The following is an 18,815-nucleotide window of genomic DNA, read 5'->3' on the forward strand; positions in this document are numbered from 1 at the left end:
CGGCAACGAACGGATCTAAGGATTCCCATTGACCACTCCGAATCAGCCGAATGACGAGCGGCACCAGACGAACGGTGTGACCGAGCGGATCGCACCGTCACCGATTCCGCCGCGGCCGATCCCACGGCCGGTCGCCTCGGCCGAGAACGGTCAGTCCGGCGGCGGCCAACCGGGCGGTCCCCAGTCCGGCGGCCACCCTGGTGGACAACCGGGTGGTCACCAGGGCCAGCCGGGGCCGCAGCCGGGTGGCGGGCAGCCCGGTGCCAACAACCCGAACGCCCAGCCGCACGAGATTCGTGACAACCAGGGTGATTTCGCGGCGCAGCAGGGCATGCCGGACAAGGCGCCCGCCGGCGACGGCCAGGACCACTTCGATCAGAAGACGGCGCGGATCAACACCAAGGCCGAGCAGTCAGCGCCCGAGGGCGGGGAGAAGCAGGCCGGCGGTACCGCAGGCAACGGTGGCCAGCAGTCGCCGTATCAGGACGGATGGTCGCAGCTTCCGCAGCGGGAGCCGCAGTCCAACCTGTACCGACCCGGTCAGGCGCCGGTCACCGGCCGCCCGAACTCGGGCGGGCCGGTCGGTCTCAGCAACAACACGTCCAACGCGCGTACCACCGCCGACCTGGCGGCCAAGGCGGCACGCAAGGAAGCGGCGATGGTGAAGTCCGTCGGCATCGACGGACCCACCCGCAGCATCGCGCGGCCGGAGCTGATCAAGGACATGCCCGACCTGTCCGAGATCCGCCACCCATTGCCGCCGACCGAGGCCTCGGGTCCCCAGTCCACACCGCTTTCGCCCGCGGTTCCGGTCGCGGTCGCCGCGGTCGCTTCCGGTCATCCGCTGCGGGCTACAGTGCAGATCCGTCGCATCGATCCCTGGTCGACACTGAAGATCTCGCTGGTGATCAGCGTGGCGATGTTCTTCGTGTGGATGCTGGCGGTCGGCCTGCTGTACATCGTGCTCGAGGGCATGGGTGTGTGGGAACGACTGAACAACACGTTCACCGACATGGTGTCCCAGGACGGCGGCTCGGTCGGGTTGATCGACGCGGGCACCGTCTTCGGCTACGCGGGCGTGATCGGCTTGATCAATGTCGTTCTGTTCACCGCGCTCGGCACCGTCGGCACGTTCATCTACAACCAGTGCTGCGACCTCGTCGGCGGTATCCAGGTAACCCTGGCCGACCCCGACTAGGCCAGGTCCTCCGAACGGCCGGTACCCGCCCTCAGCAGGGCTGGTTCCGGCCGTTTTGGTTATCGGCAATACGCCGAGGCGGCCCGCTCAGATCGTTCTCGGGCCGGGCCCGAGTCAACCGCAAGCCTTCTACCAGCAGTTTTGGTTCATGGAGCTCGTTTCCGGTAATCTTTGCTCTCGGCTCGGCGATCCGAGTCGATTACAACAGGGGCCTATAGCTCAGGCGGTTAGAGCGCTTCGCTGATAACGAAGAGGTCGGAGGTTCAAGTCCTCCTAGGCCCACCCACATTTCCGGTCATCGACCGTCCGGTAGCAGATTCGCACCACGCCCCCCGCTTTCACAGCATGTTGTGTCGTCGACTTCGATGGCAAAGAACAGCGGTGCGGACATCTCACCTTTGCCACGTGCTCGGCGATGGAGGTACGCCAGTAGCGCTCGAGTGGGGTTTGGAGATTGCACCCCCAAACGTGATGGCGGAGCAAAAAAGGCTCGCGCTCTCCGCGAGCACGAGCCTGCCCCTTGTGGACCTTGCGGGAACTCACTCGAACCATGACCACCCAACGCAACCACAAGCACGGGGGTCCGGGGGCGAAGCCCTCCGGGCGGGGCGTGGGGGTTGCATCCCCACAAAACACGCGAAACCAAAAAGGCGAGCGCTCTCCGCGAGCACTCGCCTCCTATTGGTGGAGCCTAGGGGAATCGAACCCCTAACCCCTGCCTTGCAAAGGCAGTGCTCTGCCAATTGAGCTAAGGCCCCGTCATCGTTCGCACGGTCGGCGTGCACAGATGCCTGGAAACGGTACCTTCTCGAGGTTGACACGGTCAAAACAGCAGGATGTCACGGCTGGAAGTGGACGGCAGGACGCGCGGCACCCAGTGGCTTTCCGTCAGGCGAGGTTGTCGCCGCGCCGCAGCGTGTCGAGCGAGGGCAGCGGGAGTCGGCAGATTTCGCATGCCTCGTCGGCGGGGAGGCCGAACATGCGCAGCAGATCCTCGGTCACTTGGTCGGAGGCGGTGGCATCGTCGCGTTCTGGGTGATCGTGCAGTAGTTGGCCCAGACACAGGGCGGCGCCGGCCACGATCGTCATGGCCAGTTCCGCGTCGCGGGTGTGGAACCGGCCTGCGCGGGCCGCTGCCTCGATATCGCGGCGAGCGCGGGGCGCCAGGCCTTTATCGGAGACGGTCAGCGCTAGGCCGTTGTTGAGCAGGACCTTGCTGAGGGTGGGGTTTCGCCGATGCATGCGACCGGTCAGCCGGAAGCTCTGCGCGAAGATCTGGGCAGGGTCGTCCAAGCCCTCCATCAGGGCGTCGAGCACCGCGCCGTGCTGGTCGAGCGCCTCCTCGACCGCGGCGTGGAACAGGTCCTCCCGGCTTTGGAAGTGGTTGTAGAACGACCCCATGCCGACATCGGCGGCCTGGGTGATCTCCAGGATCGGCGCATTCAGTTTCCCGGTCGCGATGAACCGCTGGGCTGCGCTCAGGAGAGCGGCGCGGGTGCGTGCCTTGCGGCGCTCCAGGCGGTTGGTTTCCGCAGCGGGCTGTCCGGTCATTCCTGCTCACCTCTCCCTGATCGACCCGGACATACTAACGCCCTACTTCAGTTATGACGAATTCCTCATAACTGCTTGACTGAATACTGCGTCGCATGTGACGATATCGTCAGTCTTATGGAGGGAGTGGTCGATGATCGACCATCACGACCCGCACACCGGACTGCACAGTGAGCACGGTGCCTTCGCGGGCGAACATCCAGGGCGAGCGCGCGATCCGATCGTGAAGGTGCACGATCTGGCATGGCTGGAGTTCGAGAAGCCGGACCTCGAGCGTGCTGAGGCCTTCGCACATGCCTTCGGCTTCGCGACGTCGCTGCGCACGCCGAACGAGCTGCAGCTGCGGGGCACCGACGCCGCCGCGCCATGCGTACTCATCCGGCGCGGACTGCGATCGAGGTTCGTCGGCCCGGCCTTCCGAGCGGCGGACACCGCCGATCTGTTCCGGCTCGCGGAGGCCGGGGGAAGCAAGGTGGCGTACCTGCCCGGCAATCTGGGCGGGTCGACCGTCGATCTGACTGATCCGAGCGGGTTGCGTGTGCGGGTTGTCGCCGACACGCACACGTTGACCGCCGTGCCCGGACAGACTCCGCACACACTCAACCTCGGGCACGAGGTGCCCCGGATGAACCGCACGCAGCGGCCGCCGCGCGAGCCGGCGCGGGTCCAACGTCTGGGGCATGTGGTGGTACAGACCACCAAGTACCGAGAGACGCTCGATTGGTATCTGCGGCATTTGGGTCTGATCGTCAGCGACTTCCTCTACTACCCGGGGCAGCGCGAACTCGGGCCGGTGATGAGCTTCATCCGATGCGATCGAGGCCGGACTCCTGCTGACCATCACACCTTGGCGTTGGCGCTCGGTCCGGTGAGCCGGTATGTGCATTCGGCATACCAGGTCGCCGATCTGGATGCGCTGGCCGCGGGTGGAGAATACCTGCGCGATCACGGCTACTACCGGTCGTGGGGGATCGGCAGGCACATCCAGGGCAGCCAGATCTTCGACTACTGGCGCGATCCGGACGGGTTTCTGGTCGAGCACTTCAGCGACGGCGACATGTTCGACTGCACGCTGGAACCCGGCTGGGCGCCGTTCACCGCCTCCGGGCTGGCCCAGTGGGGACCGCCCGCCAGCAAGGACTTCCTCGGCCTGAAGCCAGGCCGGGAATCGCTTCGCGAGCTGCGCGCAATGGTCGACGCGCTACGCGACGCCAACGAATTCGATCTCCGCCGTCTGCGCGGCCTGTTGAAAGTAGCCAATTCATGAGCATTTCCGTTCTCCGTACCGCCGATGCCTGGTGGGTGGCAACACCTTCCGGCGCCGCGAGGGTCGATACAGCGGCGACCACCACCGCTCAGCTGCTCACCGATCGGCAGGCGCTCGGCGCGGCTGCCGTCAGCGCCGAGGTCGTGCCGGTCGCGGGGCTTTCGCTGGTCTCGCCGGTGACCGCGCCGTGCCGGGTGGTCGCGCAGATGACGAATTTCGCCTCGCACGTGAAGGATTCGGGCATGGACCCGGAAACGGTGCCGCTGACGTTCTTCCGGAAGGCGTCGGGGTCGATCAATGGTCCGCACGACGATGTCATCCGGCCCGCTCATGTGCGGTTGCTGGACTACGAGGTGGAGATCGGTCTGGTGTTCGGCCGGGAGATGGCGGTCGGATCGGAGATCAGCGCGGACAACGTCGCCGACTACATCGCCGGTTTGGTTGTGACCAATGACATCTCCGCGCGCGATGTGCAGTTGCCGAAAACCCAGTTCTACGAGGCGAAGTCGTACCCGACATTCACCCCGGTCGGGCCCGCTCTGGTGTTGCTGGATGCCGACGAGCTGAAGCGGTTCACCGATCTGCGGCTGCGATTGTGGGTCAACGGCGAGGTGCGCCAGGACATGACCGTTGCGGACATGATCTACCGGCCGCTGCAGACCCTGCAGGCGTTGACCCGGTTCCAGCGCATGGACATCGGTGACCTGCTGCTCACCGGGACGCCGATCGGCACCGCGTTGAGCGCTCCGCCGAAACCGGCCGAGATCATCGGATCGTTGCTACCGCCCGCGGTGAAATGGAAGTTGTTCTTCAAAGGCCAGGCCAAGAACCCGAAGTACCTGCAGGATGGCGACGTCATCGAGGCCACGATCGCTACCGACGATGGCGCCATCGATTTGGGTCGCCAGCGCACCACGGTGAGGTACCGGTGATCGAAGAAGTAATGACCGGGGACCTGCTGTGGCCGCTCTACGGGCAGCCGAGCGACCTGGCCGAGATCGAATCCGTGCCGCTGGCGCAGCGCGGCCTACCGGAATCGACCTATGCCCTGCTGGTGCGGGCCAAGGACCTCATCATCCGCGGCGGCCACAATATCGACCCCGCGACCATCGAAGACGCCCTGCTCGCTCACCCACAGGTCACCGCGGCAGGCGCGGTCGGCCGCCCCGGCATCCACGCCGGTGAAGTGCCCGTCGCGTACGTCTCCCTTATCCCCAGCGCCGACATCACCGAAACCGACCTGCTCCACTGGGCACACCAACACGTACCCGAACGCGCCGCCGCACCCAAGACCGTGACGGTCCTCGATGCGCTGCCGGTCACCGACGTCGGCAAACCCTACAGACTCGGACTACGCGCCGACGCCACGCGCCGTGAATTTCTCGATGCCCTCAGCGGGATCACCGGAGTGAAAAGCATCATCGCGACCATCGAGGACGGAGCGATAGTCGCGACCGTCGAACTGGACCATGCGGATGGCGAGACCGTCGTGGCGGCCATCCTCGCCCGATACCCGATCGCGTGGCGAGTCGCGGTGCGCCGATGAACGGTGCGTCTATCGTGCTCGCCCTCCTGCTGGCGGGGTTCTTTCTGCTGGTCGGGGTGTCGAAGGTGGTGGCGGTCGGGTCGATGCGAGAGCGTGCCACGCATGCCGGGTTCTCCGTCTCCGCCCGTCGGAAGATCGGCGGTCTCGAGATAGCCGCCGCACTGGGCCTGCTGATCGGCATCGCCTGGTGGCCGGTCGGCGCGGCAGCGGGAACCGGGCTGGTGTTGCTGATGATCGGAGCCGTCGTCGTTCATCGGCGCACCGGTGACGCGGTGCGCCAGTTCGGCCCTGCCGCGATCACCGCACTGATAGCAATTGGCTATCTCACCACAGTGTGGGGAGGCTTGTGATGCATGCCGAGCACGTTCCGGTGGTGATCGTCGGCGCGGGCCCGACCGGTCTCACCGCGGCCACGCTGCTCGCCCGGTACTGCGTCGAGTCTTTGGTATTGGAGCGGTGGGAAGGGGTCTACCCGCAGCCGCGCGCGGTCCACTTGGACGGCGAGATCCGCCGTATCCTGGACCGGTTGGGTGTCGGCGACGAATTCGACGCCATCTCCCGACCAGCCCTGGGGCTGCGACTGCTCGACCGGAACCTGCGGGTGCTGGCCGAATTCCACCGCGATCCGGCGAGCGGCCGCAACGGCTACCCGGACGCGAACATGTTCGACCAACCGGAGCTGGAGGCGATTCTGCGGGCCGCTGTGAAGCGGCACACGGAGGTCACCGTCCGCGGTGACGTCGAGGTCACAACGGTCACGCAGGAAACCGGCGGCGTGCGCGTCGACTTCACCGACCGCACGACCGGCGCAACGGAATCGGTCCTGGCGCGGTACGTCCTGGGCTGCGACGGCGCCAACAGCCTGGTCCGGTCCTCGATCGGCGCCACCATGCGGGACCTGAACTTCGAGCAGCGCTGGCTGGTCGTCGACGTGGCCACCACCGTCGAACTCCGGCAATGGGAAGGGGTACATCAGATCTGCGACCCGGTTCGCGCCGCCACGTACATGCGCATCGGGGAAACCCGCCACCGCTGGGAATTTCGGCTGGGGCCGAGGGAAACCGCGGACGACTACCGCGACATCGATCGACTGCACGGACTGATCCGCCCGTGGACCGGCACCGTTCCGATCGAGGAACTCGAACTGGTCCGGGTCGCCGATTACACCTTCCGCGCGCAGCTCGCCGACCGCTGGCGCGCGGGCCGGATCTTCCTGCTCGGCGATGCCGCCCACCTCACACCGCCGTTCATCGGCCAGGGCATGGGCGCCGGACTGCGCGACGCGGCCAACCTCACCTGGAAGCTCGCCGGAGTCCTCGCCGGGGACTTGCCCGAGCGGGTACTCGTCTCCTACGAGGCTGAACGCAAACCGCATGCCCGAACCATGATTCGACTCGCGAAGGCCACCGGGATGGCCATGACCGACGGGGGAGACCTCGGCAACTTCCTCCGCCGTCTCATCACGCCACACCTGCACCGCCTGCCCGGCTTCCACGCACTGGTAACCAATGGCGAGACCCCGCCGCTGCGCCGGTCCGAGCTCGTGGTGCGGCCGCGTTCGCCCGGTGGTCGAGCGGGCAAACTGGTGCCCAATGCGGTTCTCGACGACGGCCGCCGGTACGACGATATCGCTGCGGGACGGTACGCGATCGTCACGACCGTCGAGCCGACATCCGCGCAACGAACCCAGATCCGAGTATGTGGCGGGGTAGTGGTGGTCGCCGGTCCCACGAGCGAACTGCACGGCTGGTTGCACCGGATCGGCACCCGTATCGCTCTCGTCCGGCCCGACGCCACCGTGCAGCGCACTGGCCGGGACCTCTCGGCCCTCTGCGCCGCAATGCCTCGTTTCCACACCTCTGATCCGACGAATCCGGTAGATACGCTCGGCGCCCTCGGCTAGGAAATTGCCTGTGCCGCAGTAGAAATGACCTCACGCTGCCGCCGGCGTAATCATCACGGTGACGGAGCATCGACAGCGGCATCCGGCGACCGACGACCCCGACCCCATCACCGTCTTCGACGGCACCGTGTAATTCGACGAACGCACTGTCCGAGATGATCGGTCGATCGCACGATGCTCGCCAGCGGATGGCCGCTCTGCGCACTTATGGGCCCGCCGCGGCCGCGACTATCGGCATGGCAGCACTTTGCCGCCATGTCTCCCGAGCCGGTGGTCGAGAGCTCATTTATGACGATTTCGTCAATACGATTGGCATCGTCGGCGTCGGTGCCGACCAGGGAGGTTGTCGGCGGGAATCCGAGCTCGAACCCTTCTAGTGTCCTGCGCCTGAAATTCGTTGAAGATATTTAGCGAGTGATTCGAGGATCTCTTCCGCGGTTTTGCGCCAGACGAATGGTTTCGGATCGGCATTCCATTGCTCGATCCAGGCTGTGATGTCTTTGTCCAGTGCCGCAACGCTTTTGTGGACTCCGCGGCGCAGAAGTTGGTCGGTAAGGAACCCGAACCAGCGCTCGACCTGGTTGAGCCATGAGGAGCCGGTCGGGGTGAAATGCATATGGAAGCGTGGATGTTTGGCCAGCCAGGCGTTGATCGTCGGTGTCTTGTGGGTAGACAAGTTGTCACAGACCAGGTGTACGTCCAGTTCCGCGGGCACGGCCTTGTCGATCGCGATGAGGAATTTCTTGAACTCGGCCGCGCGGCGGCGGGAGTACAGCTTGGAGATCACGGCTCCGTCGACGATGTCGAACGCCGCGAACAGGCTGGTCACGCCGTGGCGGACGTAGTCGTGGGAGTATCGCTCGGGCATGCCGGGCATCATCGGCAGCACCGGTTGCGAGCGGTCCAGTGCCTGGATCCCGGACTTCTCGTCCACACACAACACGACCGCCTTCTCCGGCGGATTGTGATACAGCCCGACCACATCGACGACCTTGTCCACGAACAACGGATCGGTCGAGAGTTTGAAGCCGTCGGCCACATGCGGTTTCAGATCGAACTTGCTCCAGATCCGCCCAATCGTCGACGGCGACAAGCCGCTTCGTTTGGCCATCGAGGTCCGCGACCAATGCGTCGCGTCTGCCGGCTTCTGCTCCAGGGTCATCGTGACCACTTCTTCGACCTTGTCCAGCAGGATCGACGGGGGCCGTCCCGGACGCGTCTCGTCGGACAACCCCTCGAGACGTCTCTGCGCGAAACGCCTCCGCCACTTACCCACAGTCTGGGCCGTGATACCCAACTCGGCTGCCACATCCTGATTGGATTTACCTGCCGCACAACCCAATACGATCCGGCAACGCTCCGCGAGCGCCTGCGACGACTTCGCTCGACGCGCCCACCGCTGCAACGTCTCACGCTCATCGCCGGTCAACACGATCTCGGCCACCGGCCGCCCACCACGATCACGATCACCCAGCCCTTCCAGACCCTCGGCGGCGAACTGCCCGCGCCATCTCGCCGCCGACCCCACCGAGACACCGACAAGCCGCGCGGCACCCGCATTCGACATACCCTCAGCGCAGGCCAGCACGATCCGAGCTCGTTGCGCCTCACGCCGATCCGGCGACTCCGCCATGCGCGCAAGCTCCACACGCTCAGCGTCGGACACAACGATCTCAACAGCAGAAGGCCCACGATGCGACACACAAACAGCCTAACAACTTAGGGGACGCATTTCAGGCGCGACACACTAGTGCCTCGTCAAGCAACCTTCGGTAGGTAATCAGGGTGCCGGATCTTGGAGTTGACGGCGAAGTCGCGTTTGGGTCGGGCGTGCTGGTTGTACCAGCGGATGTAGGCGCCGATCGCGGCGTCCTGTTCGTCGTGGCTGCGGTGATCGGTGCCGTTCAAGGCGAAGTAGCGTAGAGCCGCGAATTCGGACTCGATCCAGTTCAACCACGATGAATAGGTCGGTAGGAAGACCAGTTCCACGTTGTTGGCCGCAGCCCAGGTGCGGACCTCGGCTCGTTTGTGCGGGGAGAAGTTGTCGGCGATGACGTAGAGCTTCTGTCCGGGCCAGCGCGCCCGCAGCGACTTCAGCAACGACAGGAACTCCTGCCACCGTTTACGATCCCGGATCCGGTAGTGGATCTTGCCGGTCGCCAGATCCAGAGCGCCGAGTAGGTGCCGCACGCCCTGGGTGCGCCGGTAGGTCGCCCGCAACCGTTTCGGGGTTCGTCGCCCGAACCAGCCACGACCAGCGCGGGGTTGCAAGTTCAGCGGCCCGAACTCGTCCACGCAGACCACCCGCCCATCGGTGGGTGGATGGTCATAGAGGTCCAGGACGCGGTTCATCTTCGCGGTGAACTCCGGGTCGGTGCCCGCTTTCCAGGTCTTGACCGCCTGCCACGACACCCCCTCGCCGTGGAGGATCTTGCGCAGAGTTTCGCGGCTGATCTCAGCGATTCCGTTGGTCAGCAACACTTCTCGCAGTTTCGACAGGCTCCACACCGAGAACGGCCAGCCCAGATCACGCGGGCAGCACCGGGCGATACAAGCGATGCGTTCACGCGTCGCCCGATCTACCTTCTTCGGCCTGCCCGCGCTCCATTTTGGGTCCAGAGCTTCGAACCCCCGCTCGTTGAACTCGTGGATCACCTGCCGCACATACGCCTCGCTGACCTGCATCAACCTCGCGATCGCGGGGGCCGGTTGCCGCTGCGCCGAGGCCATCACCACGATCGCTCGTCGCGTCCTGACCGGTTGTTTGCTCGTCTTGGTGATCTTCTGCAACCGGCGCCCCTCCTCCGGGGTCACCGCCCGCACAAACACTTCCGGCCTCCGGGCCACCGACACCACCTCCACTGGCAGCATCACCGGACACGCGTCCACGATCAACCCGACACCCGGTTACCAGGGCAACCTACCTGGACGAGGCACTAGGCTGACCACGACCAGCACAGTAGGCTGGGGCCATGAAAATTCTTCTCACGGTTGGCGTCGTGATTCTGGTTCTCTTCGGCATCTCCAAGCTGCGCCAGCGCGGCGATGCGGACACCTGGCACGAGGTCACCACCCGCTGATTCGGGGCCTTAGCTCAATTGGCAGAGCACTGCCTTTGCAAGGCAGGGGTTAGGGGTTCGATTCCCCTAGGCTCCACTTCTGAAACTCTGGCTTATCAGCCGCCCAGGACAGCGCCACCACGTCTTGGACCGCCATCGTGGTTCTGACTGCGTAACCCTGGCTGATGGCGCGTTCGGCGATATCACCACTTCGCCGGGATGAATACATTCACCCTGATGCTCTGTGTCCAATTGGACACAGAGCGCTGCTGCCACGGCGGCGGCAACAGGCCGCCGCAATCAGCCGAAATTCGGTGGCGCTGTGCCAGACTTGCCCCGCACACAGTAATGCACTCCTCACCCTCGGAGGACCGTCCATGACGAATTCTGTTGCGCCACTCGAATTGCCCGAACCCCTGGTCATCACACTGGGGAATCTCAAGGGCGGCGTCGGTAAGACGACCTCGGCGTTCTTCTTGGCCAGTTACTTCGCTTCGGTTCACCGGCTGCGGGTGCTGGTGATCGACGCCGACCCGCTCAGTCAGACCGGGTACTCCTGGCACCGGCGGCTGGTCAAAGGGGGAATCGAGGTGCCGTTCGAACTGGTGGCATTCCCGTCCCGGCACGTCGATGATTGCATCGCCGACAAGGCAGGCGATTTCGACGTCATAATCGTGGATGCCGGGGGTGAGTCGGCCGAGATCTTCAAGGCCGCCATCCCGAAGAGCGACGAGCTGTTGCTGGTGACGAGTGTGAGCCCGTCCGAAGTCAAACGAGTACCGAGTACATTCCGGGCCGCCGAGGAGGCGGTGGCAGGCAGCAGCCGGGAAATCCGCGTGCGGATCCTGATGACCAAGGTACCGGTGATCATGAAACACGGCGTGAATGTCTCGACCGAATACCGGGCCCAGCGGCGGAATCTGGAGAACGCCGGCTATGACGTATTCGAATCCTATTTGAGCGCCTGGAAATGGTATCGGGAGGCGGCCGATGGGGAGGTCGGCGAGGGCGCCGAGAACCCGATCGAAGACTTGGCGGAATATCGGCAGGTGGGTGACGAGCTGGTGAGCTCCTACCGGCTGCTGATGGAGGTGCCGGCCTGATGCCTCCACAACGGAGAAAGGGTTCGATCGGCGGGGCCAATCCGCTGACCGACGCCGCCGAGCACACACCTCCTGTCTCGCCGCTGCGAGATGCCGAATGGCGGCGACCGAATGCCGCCGGTGTCGGCGCGGACGCTGCCGCGGCGCCCTCGACGCAGGTCCTGGCTTCGAATGTGTTGACGATGCCGGTGCCCGTCGCGGGTGACGGGCCACTGAGTGATCGGGAGCGGGCGCAGTTGACCGCCTGCGAGTCGTCGATCGACACGCTGCGCATCGCATTCTGGGCCGCAGGGCGAGCTATGCAGATCGTGCGTGACGGGCGGCTGTACCGCGACAGTCACGAGACTTTCGACGAGTACGTGGAACAGCGGTGGGACATGCAGCGGTCGTACGCGCACAAGCTCATTCGTGCCTGGCCCCTGGCCGCCAGGCTGCATCCGATAGCGCCGGCCATCAACGAGGGCCAGGTCCGCGAACTGCTGCCGGTGGTCGCAGAACACGGTGAAGATGCGGCGGTCACCGTGTACACCACGGTGGCCGCCGGCGCCGATGTGAAGGTCACCGCCGGAAGACTCCGCCAAGCCGTGTCGCTGCTTCCCGACCGCTATGACGAGCATCTGGTGGTCGAGCGGCTCCAGGCGTGGTTGCGCGGTGAGCTGTCGGACGACCCGAATGACCGGGCGGCAAGCGTGTTCAGCGCCATGGAATCTCGGCTCGCCGCACTGACTCGGAGAGTCGTCAAAGGATCGAGCCACGACCCGGTCGCGGCGCGGGAATTCGCGGCGCGGCTCCGCACTATCGCCGAACAGATCGAGGAGCAGATCACCGCCTGAGTTTCACCGCCACCAGTGCCCCGCAGTCGGATGCATTCCCTGCGGGGCACTTTGCGTCGCAGGCCGGGTATCCCGCACGAACGACATTTTATTGATAATTCCTGAAACGCATGTTGCTGGAGTTATTACTTTGTTATCGAATTCGGGCGTGTTGGACTTTGCGTTGTGTGCTCTATGACGAAAGGTGAATCCTCGGATCGGATCCGCAGGACTGACGAAGCACCGTGATGGTTTTCGAATCAATTCGAGGTCTTTGGTGAGGTCCCACGCGCCACGAACTGCGGCGTCCACGGCCCGCCACCGGCCGACGATCTGAGCATCGGAGGACCGCATCATGGCATCATCGACCGACGTCCGATATTTCCGCTACCTGCGACGCGCTGTTTTGTGGGCGCTTGCCGCCGGAGCTGCCGCGCTCATGGGCATGTTGCTCAACGCAGGAACGGCATCGGCCCAGCCGGTGGCGATTCCCGCCGTGGGAACAGCCGAGGTCGCCGAGGCGATCCCGCTTCCCGGTGTACCTGAAGAACCGTTCCGGAACCACGCCATTCTCCCGGTCTCGGAAGCTCCGATCCTGGCCGAGGTATTGGAAGAAACCCCGATCCTGGCCGACATCTCCGAAATCGAGTTCCGTACTTCCATTCCGGTTCCGCAAATCGAGATCGCACCGTTCACGCCGGCTCCGATAATTGAGCTTCCGATTTCGGTGTCCGTTCCCGCGGTTGAGGTACCGGTGGTCGCGGTTGTCCCGCCGATCCAGATTCCGTTCCTCAATGTCCTTCCATCGATCGAATTACCCTTCCATGCTGGAACACCGGAAATCATGCCGCGGGCGCCGACACCGCCCGCCGCGGTGACGCCACAGAAGACCACCGGCGAGATCGCCGTCGACGCCGCGCGGACCAAACTCGGCGCGGACTACAACTACGGCGCGGTCGGCCCAGACTCCTTCGACTGCTCGGGACTGGTGCAGTGGTCCTATGGACAGGCCGGTGTCGACCTTCCGCGCACCAGCCACGAACAGCTCGCCTCCGGTACGCCGATACCGCTGGACAACTTGCAACCGGGCGATGTGGTGGCGTTCTACGACGGAAGCCACTCCGCTCTCTATGCCGGTGAAGGCACCGTCATCCACGCGTCGACCTACGGCACCGGGGTGATCGCCTCGCCCCTCGCATCGATGCCAGTAGCGGGTGCCCGCCGATTCTGACCTCCGCCCGTGAACATTCCTCGCCACCGGGATCTGTCCCCGGGGCCGACCGGGCGAGGACGGTTCGCCGACATCGCGATCGGCTCCCTGCGCCAGTCAGGGTGAGACCGCGGCAGCCTTCAGCTCGGCCAGGATTTCGGTATCGGGCCAGTCGCGGATCTCATAGCGGCTGGGTGACAGATCCGGGATCGGCGTGAGACCGGTAAGGGTTGCGACGGTATCGAACGGGACCTCGAAAAGACGCTCCAGATCGCCATTTTCGTCGTCTCGGCAAAACACGACGTAGTCGGCTTCCGGGAGAAGGTACTCGACGCCCTCGCCCCAGACCGTGATCGTGTAGGGACCGTTGTCGCCGTGGCCGTACATGACCGAGCCGACATAGGCGGGCTCGACGCCATAGGGAGTGAACTCGACATCCCGCTCGACGATCTCATTGAGAATCTGGGCCTGAGCGTCGTATTCCGTCACTGCCAGACCACATCGAGCGCGCTGCACTGCGGGCAAGTGGCGGTGTGCGGGCGAGCGATCGAGCGGGATCAGTGCGCCGGTGTCGTCCACGGTGTACCCCTGCGGCGAGATCGGGCGGACCGCGTCGCGGTACTGCTCCTCTACTGCCTCGAAGACCTGCTCGAGCTCGTCCCCGCCGGGCGCGATGATCAGGGTGTCGATGTCGGGCATGAACGCGACCGGCGGCTCGGCTTCGGCGCCGGATCCGGCGAGCCAACCGGGAAGCAGAGGCCAGGAGGCGCAGTAGCCGTCGCCGTCGTCGACGAAGCGCAGGATGCCCGGTTCCTTGATGCCAGTGAAACCCACCATGGCGCCCAGGTTTTCGCGAGCGACCGCGAAAACCTCGTCGACGGTGACGCCCCACTCCTGAACCGACGCGTAGGTGACGATTGATCGCGTATTGGGCATATCGATGGCGACCAGCTCGTCCACGAAGGGAAACGCGGGCCGCGTGATCGGACGCAGCTCGAGTTCCGGTACATCCACGCCGAAGCTATTGGGCCGCAACACCGGCCGCAGTGCGGACCGCACCGACGGCCAGTCCCGCTCCGGATCTCGCAGCTCGCCCAAGGCTTCCAAGTGCCGGGCCACGCGGGCGTCGCGCTCCGCGTCATCGAGCTCGCGGGTCTCCCGAAAGATATTGTGCAGGTGGAGAATCAGATCGCCGCTGCGTATCGCGAACTCATCCTGGTCGTACTCGATGTCGGTCTCGCCACGCGCGGATAGATGTTGCATGACGAGCACGGCGAACGCGTCGGTTTCGTCGTCGAAATTCTGCACGCGGCCACCGTAGCCGGGAACACCGACAGACGCAGGACGCAGTCTTACCGCGTGAGGGGACCGTGCCGGTCCAGATGCAGGTAGGTGAAGCCGGTGACGATCAGACACACGACGGTCGCGGTGTTCAGCATGGCCCAGCCCGCGACGACCAGGCTCAGCAGTCCACCGAGCAGGGCGCCGAGCGCGAAACTCGCGTAGAGCAGGAAGTATCCGAGCCAGTCGGCGTAGTCGCCGCCACTGAGGTGGCGCTCGATGCCTTGGCCCAGTTTGACCAGCGTGCCGGTGACGTAACTCAGCGGCACCGACACCTCCTCGTTCCGCACGAACGAGGTATTGAGCGCGCCGACTCCGAACGCGACGAACATGATCGGTAACAAGCCGATCCGCTCAGCGGTGGCCTGGTACTCCAGGACGTCGACCACCGAGGCCACCGCTAGGCAAACGGTGGTGAGCAGGGTAGGACCGTGCGGGTGGCCGGACCAGTACCGCCTGCGGCACCAGGAGGCGACCACGACGCCGGACAGGAACGACATGAGCAGACCGACGGCCGCCACCGCCATATCGGGCTCGTCGTGGAAGTGCCCGAGGACGGCCCGTTCGGTATTGCCCGTCATGAACGTGACGAAATAGCCAGCCGTATGCATGAATGCCGCCGCACCGATCAAGCCGGCAAGCGCGGCGAGCACCCAGGACAGTCTGGCCTCGGCGTCGAACAGTGCCTGTTTGCGACTATCGTCCGGTTTCGGCAGGTCCAACTCCTTCCGGGGCGGGCGCAACATCTCAGTGATACAGGCTCGTTCCCGAAATTCGCCCACGAAGCGCCGAGGTTCGCCAATGGATTGCCATCGGTTCATTCCGGATGCCCGTTCGCCTCGTCGATTCGCGCAGTCGGTTCCCACGCGGTTACCGAGTGACTTAGAAGTGCCGTCTTCCCTGGTCAGCCTGGGTGACGGAAGATGCTGTCAGTTACAAGAAGTAACCGTCCAGTTCGTAGCGAAGGACCTCTGATCGTGAACGCAGGAAAGAAGGCCGTGGTAACGGGTGGAACGCACGGCATGGGGCTGGCCATCGTCGAGGCCTTGCTCGCCGAAGGCGTCGAGGTGGTGCTGACCGGCCGCAACGAGGACAACCTCGGGCAGGCGCGGGCACGCTTGGCCGGGCGGCGGGCACATGCCGTGCGGTCGGATGCGGCGGTCGCTGCCGACATCGACGCTCTCGGCGCGTTTGTCGAAGAGCGGCTCGGCCGGGTCGACGCGCTGTTCGTCAACCACGGGACCGCGGAGTTCCAGACCTTGGACGCCGCCACCGAGGCATCGTTCGACCGTCAATTCGCGATCAACACCAAGGGCGCGTTCTTCACGGTCCAGCGGCTGGCGCCGTTGCTGGCCGATGGCGGCTCGATCGTGTTCACGACAGTCGCCAACGATGTCGTCTTCCCCGGGCTCAGCGCCTACTCCGGGTCGAAGGAAGCGCTGCGGGCGATCGCCCAGGTGCTGGCCGCCGAGTTGCTGCCGCGCCGGATCCGGGTGAACTCGGTGGCGCCCGGATTCATCGAGACGCCGACCATGGGCGTGGTCGGGCTGACCGAGCAGGAGCGAGCGGAGTTCTTGGCGCAAGGCGAGCGCAGTACTCCCTTGCGGCGCAACGGCACCGTGGACGAGGTGGCGAAGGCGGCGTTGTTCCTCGCCTTCGACGCCACGTTCACCACGGGAGTCGAGCTTCCGGTCGACGGCGGTTGGGGGCAGGGTCTCGGTGCGCCCGCACTGGCGGAAGAGGTGGCGGTATGACGCAGAAGGTCGCGTCGTTCGCCGAGATCGAGGACGAGTTCGACGCCTACATCGGGCGAACCGTCTACGCGACGATGGTCACGGTGGACAAGCGGAATCGGCCCCGCACCAGGATTCTGATCCCGATCTGGGAGACCGTGGCGGGGCGCCCGCTCGGGGGGCTGGCGACCTACCGCACGCCGGTCAAGGAGGCACACATCGCGAACAATCCGCACGTGAGCTTCTCTTACTGGGCGCAGGGCAGCAACAACTCCGTCGCCGTCGACGCCACCGCCGAGGGGGTGGACAGCGTCGATATCCGGCAGCGGGTGTGGAAGCTGTACCGCCGGACCAGTCCGCGCGGCGCCGGCTACGACCTCGGCCAGTTCTGGCGCTCGCCGCAGGACCCCCAGCTGCGGATCCTGCGGTTGGAGCCGTGGCGGATCCAGGTGATCCGCGGCAGGGATCTGCGCAGCCGGATATGGCAGGCATCCGCCGCGGTGGGCAGGCTGTGAGCTGAGTCCGCGAGGATGGTCCGCCGCTCGGTTACGGTGCTGAGGTGGATTCTCTGCTCGACTTCCTGCTGACCGAGCCCGTCGCGACGGCGCCGCTGAACGACGTCGCCGCCGCGTGGACGCGACATCAGGTGGCCGCGAACCGATTCGATCGGCCGGTCGATGTCGCGATCGCGGGCGGCTTCGGCGCCGACCGGCTCGGTTTCGCGTTCCTCTCCGGCTATCAGGAGGCGCTGCGGACACTGATCCCGGATCTGCCGGACGACGAGCTGGTCGCGATGTGCGCGACCGAGGAGGGCGGCGGTCATCCCTCCGCGATCCGGACCACGCTCACCGAGCGGAACGGCGTCTGGTTGGTGAACGGCACGAAGTCGTTCGCGACCATGGGCGCTTTCGCGCATCATCTGGTGGTGATCGCCAGCGTCGGGACGGCTCCCGACGGGCGGAATCGGCTGCGCGCCACCATGGTCGACGCAGCGACCGGGGTGCGCCTGACCGACCACCCCGCTCTCGCTTTCGCGCCGGAGATCCCGCACGCCTCGGTGCGGTTGACCGACGTGCCCGCGCGGATCTTGCCCGGCGATGGATATCTGGATTACCTCAAACCATTTCGCACGATCGAGGACATCCACGTGCTCGCCGCCACGTTCGGCTGGCTGGTGCGGGTGGCCCGAACATCGGATTGGCCGCGGGAGATCCTGCAGCGACTGCTCACCGCGGTGGCCGCCGTCCGCGGGCTGGATATCGATGCACCGCGTTCGCCGGGAGTGCACATCGCGCTCGGCGGGGTCTTCGAACTATTCGGTGATCTGCTGGTCGGCCTGGACCCGCTGTGGGAGTCCGTGGATCCCACGACACGGCAGCGATGGGAGCGGGACCGGCCACTGCTGGCGACGGCGGGGCGGGCGCGCGGGCAACGACTCACCGCAGCGTGGCGCACCGTGCAAACGGATGCCGACCAGCCGGAATAGGCGTATCGCCTGGTCTGGAAATGGGAGCGGGCCTCGGCGAAGGGGGGGAGTTAGCCGAGGCCCGCGTAAGGTCGGCCCGGGGGGGAGGGGCCGACGTGAATGATGCTACTCGATGATCCGTGATTGTGTGTGCGTGGGGGCGGCCACTTTCCAAGTTTTTTCGGGTGGCCTTACCTTCCGAGCCCCTGATCGCCGCCGCTGGTGCCCGACCGACTGTTCTCGACGTTCCTTTCCGATGGCACATCGTAGGTCAAAACCCTTGGCAATCAGGCTATTTCGTGCTGAAGCGAGCTGATGACGTCCCGCTGTCCAGCAGGGGAAATGTGCCGGTAGGTCGCCGCAAGAGTCGAATCCGTGCCGGATTCGCGCGTGTCGGTGCGCCCGGGCTGTCGCGCCTCGGGCCGCGCGCATCGCGGTACATGTCGTACCCCGATGCGAACATCTGTTCGTGTCCACAGTGCCGACAACTCGGGCCGAGCGCACCCGCTCGCGTCGCGGCGCTGCGCTCGACGGTGTGCGATCCGAGTATCGGTCCATGTCCATTCGGGTAGTCCACTACGCACGCCCCGCGCACGGGCACGCGGGATCATCGAACCGGTCGCATTC

17 protein-coding genes and 3 tRNA genes are annotated in these 18,815 nt (G+C 65.3%); 14 read left to right on the forward strand and 6 right to left on the reverse strand.

The window, feature by feature from the left end:
* The first annotated feature begins 28 nt into the window (after positions 1-28).
* Together OHA40_RS15635 and OHA40_RS15640 are read left to right on the forward strand one after the other, a co-directional pair.
* On the forward strand, positions 29-1,198 hold the full coding sequence (locus tag OHA40_RS15635) for a DUF3566 domain-containing protein (RefSeq protein WP_330233763.1): 1,170 nt from the start codon (positions 29-31) through the stop codon (positions 1,196-1,198).
* A 208-nt stretch (positions 1,199-1,406) separates the two neighbouring features.
* A tRNA-Ile gene (locus OHA40_RS15640) sits at positions 1,407-1,480 on the forward strand.
* Positions 1,481-1,880: 400 nt separating this feature from the next.
* On the opposite strand, the gene OHA40_RS15645 is transcribed toward OHA40_RS15640, so the two are convergent.
* Positions 1,881-1,956, reverse strand: a tRNA-Ala gene (locus tag OHA40_RS15645).
* 130 nt (positions 1,957-2,086) lie between these two features.
* Entirely contained in the window at positions 2,087-2,749 is a 663-nt protein-coding gene (locus tag OHA40_RS15650; RefSeq protein ID WP_330233764.1) for a TetR/AcrR family transcriptional regulator, read from the reverse strand.
* Positions 2,750-2,882: 133 nt separating this feature from the next.
* Between OHA40_RS15650 and OHA40_RS15655 the strand changes: the two genes are divergently transcribed.
* From OHA40_RS15655 to mhpA, 5 genes are read left to right on the forward strand one after another with little or no spacing between them, the layout of a single operon-like run.
* On the forward strand, positions 2,883-4,016 hold the full coding sequence (locus OHA40_RS15655; RefSeq protein WP_330233765.1) for a VOC family protein: 1,134 nt from the start codon (positions 2,883-2,885) through the stop codon (positions 4,014-4,016).
* Positions 4,013-4,948 (forward strand): fumarylacetoacetate hydrolase family protein, encoded by a 936-nt coding sequence (locus OHA40_RS15660; RefSeq protein WP_330233766.1) that lies wholly within the window; start codon positions 4,013-4,015, stop codon positions 4,946-4,948. Before OHA40_RS15655 ends, OHA40_RS15660 begins: the two co-directional genes overlap by 4 nt.
* Positions 4,945-5,562 carry an AMP-binding enzyme gene (locus OHA40_RS15665; RefSeq protein ID WP_330233767.1) on the forward strand — a complete coding sequence of 206 codons (618 nt, stop codon included), beginning with the start codon at positions 4,945-4,947 and terminating at the stop codon, positions 5,560-5,562. Before OHA40_RS15660 ends, OHA40_RS15665 begins: the two co-directional genes overlap by 4 nt.
* Positions 5,559-5,912 carry a DoxX family protein gene (locus tag OHA40_RS15670; protein ID WP_330233768.1) on the forward strand — a complete coding sequence of 118 codons (354 nt, stop codon included), beginning with the start codon at positions 5,559-5,561 and terminating at the stop codon, positions 5,910-5,912. Before OHA40_RS15665 ends, OHA40_RS15670 begins: the two co-directional genes overlap by 4 nt.
* On the forward strand, positions 5,912-7,465 hold the full coding sequence (gene mhpA, locus OHA40_RS15675; RefSeq protein WP_330233769.1) for a bifunctional 3-(3-hydroxy-phenyl)propionate/3-hydroxycinnamic acid hydroxylase MhpA: 1,554 nt from the start codon (positions 5,912-5,914) through the stop codon (positions 7,463-7,465). The genes OHA40_RS15670 and mhpA overlap by 1 nt, the downstream gene beginning before the upstream one ends.
* 373 nt (positions 7,466-7,838) lie before the next feature.
* Here mhpA and OHA40_RS15680 read toward each other — a convergent pair whose 3' ends face one another.
* A complete protein-coding gene (locus OHA40_RS15680) occupies positions 7,839-9,167 on the reverse strand; it encodes an IS630 family transposase (protein ID WP_330233770.1) in 1,329 nt (442 codons plus the stop codon).
* A gap of 56 nt (positions 9,168-9,223) precedes the next feature.
* Positions 9,224-10,336 carry an IS630 family transposase gene (locus OHA40_RS15685; RefSeq protein WP_330234030.1) on the reverse strand — a complete coding sequence of 371 codons (1,113 nt, stop codon included), beginning with the start codon at positions 10,334-10,336 and terminating at the stop codon, positions 9,224-9,226.
* Positions 10,337-10,548: 212 nt separating this feature from the next.
* On the opposite strand from OHA40_RS15685, the gene OHA40_RS15690 reads away from it, so the two are divergent.
* The 4 genes from OHA40_RS15690 to OHA40_RS34730 all read left to right on the forward strand — a co-directional run bounded on the left by OHA40_RS15690 (position 10,549) and on the right by OHA40_RS34730 (position 13,670).
* Positions 10,549-10,621 (forward strand) — tRNA-Ala (locus tag OHA40_RS15690).
* 280 nt (positions 10,622-10,901) lie between these two features.
* Positions 10,902-11,627 (forward strand): ParA family protein, encoded by a 726-nt coding sequence (locus tag OHA40_RS15695; RefSeq protein ID WP_442944009.1) that lies wholly within the window; start codon positions 10,902-10,904, stop codon positions 11,625-11,627.
* Positions 11,627-12,460, forward strand: coding sequence for a hypothetical protein (locus tag OHA40_RS15700; protein ID WP_330233771.1), 834 nt, complete (start codon positions 11,627-11,629; stop codon positions 12,458-12,460). The genes OHA40_RS15695 and OHA40_RS15700 overlap by 1 nt, the downstream gene beginning before the upstream one ends.
* A gap of 334 nt (positions 12,461-12,794) precedes the next feature.
* The gene (locus OHA40_RS34730; RefSeq protein ID WP_442944010.1) at positions 12,795-13,670 is read left to right on the forward strand and encodes a C40 family peptidase; all 876 of its coding nucleotides are present in this window, start codon (positions 12,795-12,797) and stop codon (positions 13,668-13,670) included.
* A gap of 96 nt (positions 13,671-13,766) precedes the next feature.
* Here the strand turns inward: OHA40_RS34730 and OHA40_RS15710 are convergent, their stop codons facing one another.
* Together OHA40_RS15710 and OHA40_RS15715 are read right to left on the reverse strand one after the other, a co-directional pair.
* Positions 13,767-14,957, reverse strand: coding sequence for a hypothetical protein (locus tag OHA40_RS15710; protein ID WP_330233772.1), 1,191 nt, complete (start codon positions 14,955-14,957; stop codon positions 13,767-13,769).
* 44 nt (positions 14,958-15,001) lie between these two features.
* Entirely contained in the window at positions 15,002-15,736 is a 735-nt protein-coding gene (locus OHA40_RS15715; protein WP_330233773.1) for a YoaK family protein, read from the reverse strand.
* Positions 15,737-15,967: 231 nt separating this feature from the next.
* On the opposite strand from OHA40_RS15715, the gene OHA40_RS15720 reads away from it, so the two are divergent.
* From OHA40_RS15720 to OHA40_RS15730, 3 genes are read left to right on the forward strand one after another with little or no spacing between them, the layout of a single operon-like run.
* Entirely contained in the window at positions 15,968-16,744 is a 777-nt protein-coding gene (locus OHA40_RS15720; protein WP_330233774.1) for an SDR family oxidoreductase, read from the forward strand.
* Positions 16,741-17,238, forward strand: coding sequence for a pyridoxamine 5'-phosphate oxidase family protein (locus OHA40_RS15725; protein WP_330233775.1), 498 nt, complete (start codon positions 16,741-16,743; stop codon positions 17,236-17,238). The genes OHA40_RS15720 and OHA40_RS15725 overlap by 4 nt, the downstream gene beginning before the upstream one ends.
* A gap of 44 nt (positions 17,239-17,282) precedes the next feature.
* Complete coding sequence (locus OHA40_RS15730; RefSeq protein ID WP_330233776.1) at positions 17,283-18,209, forward strand: acyl-CoA dehydrogenase family protein; 927 nt, start codon at positions 17,283-17,285, stop codon at positions 18,207-18,209.
* The last annotated feature ends 606 nt before the right edge of the window (positions 18,210-18,815 follow it).

Origin of the sequence: Nocardia sp. NBC_00508 (assembly GCF_036346875.1) — a bacterium.
Classification (GTDB): Bacteria; Actinomycetota; Actinomycetes; order Mycobacteriales; family Mycobacteriaceae; genus Nocardia.